The organism is Alcaligenes sp. Lyrl_28 (assembly GCF_051948705.1).
GTDB lineage: Bacteria > Pseudomonadota > Gammaproteobacteria > Burkholderiales > Burkholderiaceae_B > Alcaligenes > Alcaligenes ammonioxydans.
In genome coordinates, this window is record NZ_JAYJLG010000009.1 from 39722 (window position 1) to 46253 (window position 6532).

Below are 6532 nucleotides of genomic sequence, written 5' to 3' on the forward strand. Positions count from 1 at the left end.
GAATGTACTGCTTAACCGCGCTTGCCCAACTCGCTGAAAGTGAAGTTGTCCAGGGCGCTTTCTGCCACCCGGAACCAACTGGCTTCCTGCTCCTGGAAGGTCTTCCAGCTTGGATAAATCTTGGCAAAATCGGCGTTGCTATCCGACAACTCCTTCCACAGCTCCTGAGACTTGTCGTAGGCAGCCTTCATGACGTCTTTGGGGAAGTAGCGCAGTTTGGCGCCATCGGCCACCAGCTTGCGCAGGGCGCCGGGGTTCAGGGCATCGTATTTGGCCAGGCACAGCATGGACTGCTCGTTACAGGCGGTCTCGAAAGCAGCCTTGAAATTGGCAGGCAATGCTTCCCAGGCATCTTTATTGACCATGGAGGTCAAGGACGCACTGCCTTCAAACCAACCGGGGGAATAGTAGAAGGGAGCAACTTTGTTCAAGCCCAGCTTTTCGTCGTCGTAAGGCCCAATCCACTCGGCAGCGTCAATCGTGCCTTTTTCCAGCGAGGAGTAAATATCGCTGGGAGGAATCTGCTGAGGCACCGCGCCCAGTTTGGACAAGACCATGCCGCCAATTCCACCGATGCGCATCTTCAGGCCCTGCAGACTTTCCAGGTCCTTGATTTCCTTGCGGAACCAGCCCCCCATCTGCACGCCCACGTTACCGGCTACAAAGTTCACGATGTTGTATTGGCTGTACATGTCACGCAGCAATTTCAGGCCGCCACCGTAGTGGATCCAGGAATTGTGCTGACGGGCATTCATGCCAAACGACAGGCCAGTGTCAAACGTCACGGCGGTGTTCTTGCCCACAAAAGCGGTACTGAGCACGTGATTGCATTCGACGGTACCATTGCTGATGGCATCCATATTCTGCGCGTAAGGCACCAGTTCACCACCGGGAAAAGCGCGAATCTCGAATTTGCCCTCGGTCAGTTCGCTGACACGTTTGCACAGTGCCTCGGCCGAGCCATAAATGGTGTCCAGGCTTTTGGGCCAGCCGGTGGACATGCGCCAGCGCACGGTGGGACTGTTTTGTGCAATTGCAGGGGCAGCTACCGCTGTCAGACCCGCACCGGCGACCGTTGCCGATTTCAACAGAAAACTACGACGCTCCATCACTCACCTCTTTGTATTTTTTAATGTATTTACACCCCTTGCTCGACAGGGGTCTGGGTTGTGCCCGCCAGTCTGGCCTGATGCCCGGACAGCAGCGGTCCAAACCTTGCCAAACCGTCCCCCCCGAGGGGCCAGACGGACGTTCCAAGCGGTGTAACTGCCCTGTGAAATTCACACTTACCGCTTCGATAATAGTAAGTGTGCTGATTAATTAATTTTTGGTCAAGCAGGGAAACTACTGACGCATGTCCTTGATGGGATAAAGGAAAGACGCATCAATAGCTTAAGCCTCAACTAGCGCAATCCCTTATAAAAACGATATTTTATTTTTCAATTTATACAGTATACTGACTAAATTGAATGCATAATCTGGAGACGACTTTGAACTGGATAAAAATTTCCGAAACCGACGCCATCGACAACGAAGAGTCCCTGGCTATCGACTGGCAAGGCAAGAAATTGGCCCTGCATAAACTGGACGACGAGTTCTACCTGACCGACAACGTCTGTACCCACCAATATGCCCTGCTCTCTGACGGCTATCTGGAAGATGGCTGTGTGGAATGCCCCCTGCATCAGGCCAAGTTCTGTTTGCGCACGGGCAAGGCCATGAACGCGCCGGCCACGGTGGATATCAAGGTCTATCCGTTACGCATTGAAGGCAATGATATTTTGGCCGACCTCAGTCAGGCCTGAGTTTTTTCCAGCGGACGAAACCAGCAACATCATGGCACACTACACCTCCGTACTGATCATCGGCGCAGGCCAAGCGGCGTCGGTACTGGCACGCGAACTGCGCGGCCTGGGCTATAGCGGCAGCATTACCGTGGTAGGGGAGGAGACTCACCTTCCCTACGAGCGCCCGCCACTGTCCAAAGACGTGCTCAAAGCCAGCGCGTCCACCGAAAGCGTTTTCCTGCAAAAGGCCGAGTTCTATCAAGAACAGAATATTGAGCTTGTACTGGGCACCTCGGTGCACTCTCTCGATTGTGCGTCCCGCCAAGCCCACCTGAGCAATGGGCAAACCTGGAGTTTTGAACACGCCGTGCTCGCCACGGGCGGCGCGGCCCGCGAACTGGCACTGCTGCCTGCGACCCAGGCTAACGCCTTGTACCTGCGCACGCTGGATGATGCCTTGCGTCTGCAGGCCCGTTTGCATCCAGGCGTGCGTGTGCTGGTGATTGGCGGAGGCTTCATGGGTCTGGAGCTGGCCTCGACCGCCCATGAAACCGGCGCACAGGTCACCGTGGTTGAGGCAAACGAGCGCTTGCTGGCCCGCAACGCCCCTGCCCTGCTATCGCATTGGTTGCTGGAGCGCTTTGAATCGCAAGGTATCACGGTGTGTTTGGGCCAAGGGGTAAGCCAGGCTCATTTTGCAACGGACAAGGAACATCCGGTTGAACTGGAGCTTAAGGATGGTCAGCGTTTACAGGGTGATGTAGCGCTGGTCGCCGCTGGCCTGACCGCCAACTCCGCCTTGGCCCGAGCCAGCGGCATTGCCGTAGACGAGATGACCGCCGGGATTATTGTGGATCGTCAGGGCCGCACCAGTGTGGCGGGCATTTATGCCGCAGGCGATTGCACCACACAGATTTGCCCCGAGACGGCGGTGCGCACTCGCACGGAATCCTGGCAGAACGCCAACGAGCAAGCCCGTCAGGTGGCCCATGTGATTGCCGCACAGCCAGCGCCTGCCGCGCCCGTGAGCTGGTTCTGGACAGATGTGCTCGGTTGCAACATTCAGATGCTCGGTCAGGGCAGTCCGGATCTGGACTATCAGGTACGCGGCGTCATGGACAGCCAGGCCGATGCCATCAGCTTCATGCTATTGGCTTTCGAAGGCCCCTATTTGCGACATGCAATCGCCGTCAATGCCGGAGCGGACTTGCGCGCCTTGCGCAGCATCATGGAGCAGAACGTGCCCGTCGATCCAGCTATCGTGCTGGACCCATCGACCAAGCTGCGCCAGTACGTGAAAGAAGCGCTGCGTACAGCCCACGTCTAAAAAACAGAAGCGGCCTGCGCCGCCTTGTCATCACGATTCATTAAAGAGTTATCAGAGGAGAACCCCATGTATCAGACGCAAACGGTGATAGGCCAGACGGTCGGGTCCAAAGACCGCCCTGTCGAGCAATGCACCTGGCCCGAGGATGTACTCAACACGATTCCCGATTGGGTCTACACCAGCAATGACATCTACAACCGCGAGATGGAGCGGATTTTCCACGGTGACACCTGGAATTTCGTGGCCCTGGAGGCCGAAATTCCCGATTCGGGTGACTACAAGCGCTCGTATGTGGGCGCCACACCCGTGGTGGTCGCTCGTGCCGAAGATGGCAGCATCAACGTTTTCGAAAATCGCTGTGCACACCGTGGCGCTGAGTTCTGTCGCCACAACCAGGGCAACACTAATGAGTTTGTGTGTCCCTACCACCAGTGGTCCTACAGCCTGAAGGGCGACCTGCAAGGCATTCCCTTCAAGCGCGGCGCTAATAAAGAAGGCGGCATGCCGCGCAGTTTCAAAAATTCCGAGCATGGCCTGAAAAAGCTGCATGTGACAACGCACAATGGCGTGATTTTTGCGTCCTACAGCGATAAGGTCGAGCCGATTACGGAGTACCTGACCCCTGAGATTCTGAAGGACTTTGAGGCCGTGTTTCCCGGCAAGAAACTCAAGATTCTGGGTTACTACCGCAACGAGCTGCCTTGCAACTGGAAGATGTACCACGAGAATCTGAAGGACCCCTACCACGCGACCTTGCTGCATTCGTTCCTGGTGGTCTTTGGCCTGCTCGTAGCGGGCAACAAATCGCAGATGTATGTGGACCCTGTGCATGGCCGTCATGGCTATATGGCTTCGGCCAAGTCCGAGGACAAGTACGCCGAGGTCAGCGAGGACAACAAGAAGGAAATGCGTTCCTTTGTGGACGATATGCGTCTGCGCGACGAACGTTTCCTGGACTACATCAAAGAGTTTGATTCGCCTTGGTCAGTAACCATGCAGACCATCTGGCCCAACCTGATTGTTCAGCGTGAAATGAACACCTTGGGCGTGCGTCAGATTGTCCCCAATGGCCCCAACAGCCTGATCATGCAATGGACCATGTTCGGCTATGAGGACGACACTGAGGAGATGACGCGACATCGTCTACGTCAGGGCAACCTGATGGGACCGGCCGGTTTCCTGGGCCTGGAAGACAACGAGGCCATGAAATTTGTGCAAGAAGGCGTACGTCGTTCCAGTAGCGAGGTGAACATCATCAAGCTGGATGAGAGCAAGCTGGGCACGTCCAATACGCTGATCTCGGAAGCGGCCATTCGCTCCATGTACCAGTACTACCGCCAAGTGATGGATCTGTAAGACGAGCTGACTTATGAAAATGGATTTTTCTTTCAAACCTGCCCAGGTGCCTCTTGAGCGTGCTGTGACCCTGAAGGCGGAAATCGAGCTGTTCAATGCCGAGTACTGTGCCACCTTGGATCGGGGCAATGTCGAAGACTGGCCAATGTTTTTTGTGCAGGATGCCTTGTACCGGGTGACCTCACGCGAGAACGCAGATCTGAATCTGCCCGTGGGTCTGGTTTATGCAGAAGGTCGCGACATGATGCACGATCGTGCCGTGGCGATTGCTCGCACGCAGATGTACGCCCCGCGCTACATGCTGCATCTGGTCACCGATGTACGAGTCATCAGCGAGGCTGACAATGGCGATCTGGAAGCCGAGGCCAATTTCATGCTGATGCAAACGCTGGTGGAAGGGCCTTCTACCGTGCATCTGGTGGGCAATTACTTCGATACGTTCACACGTGTGGACGGTCGTTTGATGCTCAAGGAGCGTCAGGTGATTTTTGATACGTCCATTCTGGCGAACGATCTGGTGTTCCCCGTCTAGACCTGGTGTCTGCCTGTATTTTTAAAACCGTTTTTTGTGTGCTGTTTCCGAGCCACTTGAGTCAGAGGGTTTTCTGATTCTTTTAAGCACTCTTCTTTGTTGAGGGGTGCTTTTTTTTGCTTATTTACTGGGCACAGGGCTTATGGCTGGCGCAGTGTCAGAGATATGAGTCTTTACGACGGGTAGCGCAGGCTTGGGAGGACTATCAGACCTGGGGACATTCAGCTTAGTCAGGGTCGGGAATAAAAGGTCTCTGTGAAAACGCCATTCAGTCGGTCTGCTGGGGTATCCGGGCTGAGCACTTGCCGGTGCTGCGCACCGGTGCCCTTGTCAGGAGATAGCTACGGGCGCATCCTGAACTCGCGGGGTGATCCGTCCCCCGGACGGACCACAAACGCCCCGCTCAAACAGCAGGATGCTTGCACCCCTACGCTATCTCCTGCCCGCGGCAAGTACTCTGATCCGCCATGACACCCCAGCAGACCGACTGAACGGCTCACGATGGCTTTTTATCTACCCATCTCTTACAGGCTCTTTGAACAAATAGGGCCCTTTACCTTGCTCTTCTGCGTTTCCTAAGCGCCTAGCGATCTGCTTCGCGTAATAAGCCATAGGCAGTAAGCAGATGAGCATAAAGAACATTAGCTCTCTCCCACACGCAACGATCACCTCTCCCCCAAACACTCCACTGTCACGATGAGTTTTACATTCCCTCCAAACACAAAGAAACCATCAAAAGCCCCGCAATTTAAACTGACAAGCTGCAAGCCTTTGGCCTTTGGTCTTTGCCAAAGCAAACCCCATCTCCCCTTCCGTTCTCCACCCATCCAATCTGAGTCCCTACCCTCCACTCCCCTCTGCCAGTGTCGTTTGGGCTTTAAACAATGTTGCTTGTTTTCTTGTGGGGCCCGTGTTCGGCTTGGCGGGCGAGTCAGGGCCCTTGCCGCGGGCAGAGTACCGGGGTGGGAGGCAAGGGTCGCGCTGTTTGAGGAGCACGCTTGCGGTTTGTCCGGGGGACAAACCGCGCTCCGAGTTCACGACCCGCCCGCCCCGGGACTCTGACAAGGGCACCCACGAGCAGCGTGGGCAAGGGACCCGCCAAGACAAGCCGAACACGGGCCCCACAAGAAAGCTCCCCCTCTCTGACACAAAGCCCAAACAGCAACGTCCAGAAGAACTCCTCTAGTGCTCCCAAAGCTCCACCAGACCCTTCTTAAAAAGATTCACAAGACAGCCCTCCCGACAGACAATCTGTCGATATACCATCCCCTTACTCAAGTCCGGTGACAGCAAGCCCTGCAAACCCATAAGGCGACCAGAAATAAAAAAGCCCCCGAGAGCCATACGGCTCCCAGGGGCACAGGTCCGATGGCCCGCCCCCAAGCGGCAGACCATCGATACTCAATCACAAGACTATCGAGACAGACTTGTTAACGACGACTCATGTCCATCAAGCACGGACGCCCATCCAGGCCATGATGAACCATCTTGTTCTTCTCAAACATTCAAGAGCTTGAATCGCTTTAAAGA

The 6532-nt window shown here is 55.4% G+C and carries 5 protein-coding genes; 4 read left to right on the forward strand and 1 reads right to left on the reverse strand.

What is annotated here, in order from left to right:
* Positions 1 to 11: 11 nt before the first annotated feature.
* Entirely contained in the window at positions 12 to 1109 is a 1098-nt protein-coding gene (locus VF694_RS16065) for a TRAP transporter substrate-binding protein (protein ID WP_336580163.1), read from the reverse strand.
* A gap of 381 nt (positions 1110 to 1490) precedes the next feature.
* Between VF694_RS16065 and VF694_RS16070 the strand changes: the two genes are divergently transcribed.
* The 4 genes from VF694_RS16070 to VF694_RS16085 all read left to right on the forward strand — a co-directional run bounded on the left by VF694_RS16070 (position 1491) and on the right by VF694_RS16085 (position 5002).
* Positions 1491 to 1805: a non-heme iron oxygenase ferredoxin subunit gene (locus VF694_RS16070; RefSeq protein ID WP_003802212.1), complete on the forward strand. Its 315-nt coding sequence runs from the start codon at positions 1491 to 1493 to the stop codon at positions 1803 to 1805.
* A gap of 31 nt (positions 1806 to 1836) precedes the next feature.
* On the forward strand, positions 1837 to 3114 hold the full coding sequence (locus tag VF694_RS16075; protein ID WP_440164904.1) for an NAD(P)/FAD-dependent oxidoreductase: 1278 nt from the start codon (positions 1837 to 1839) through the stop codon (positions 3112 to 3114).
* Positions 3115 to 3180: 66 nt separating this feature from the next.
* Positions 3181 to 4470 (forward strand): aromatic ring-hydroxylating dioxygenase subunit alpha, encoded by a 1290-nt coding sequence (locus VF694_RS16080; protein WP_003802208.1) that lies wholly within the window; start codon positions 3181 to 3183, stop codon positions 4468 to 4470.
* 13 nt (positions 4471 to 4483) lie between these two features.
* The gene (locus VF694_RS16085; protein ID WP_003802207.1) at positions 4484 to 5002 is read left to right on the forward strand and encodes an aromatic-ring-hydroxylating dioxygenase subunit beta; all 519 of its coding nucleotides are present in this window, start codon (positions 4484 to 4486) and stop codon (positions 5000 to 5002) included.
* The last annotated feature ends 1530 nt before the right edge of the window (positions 5003 to 6532 follow it).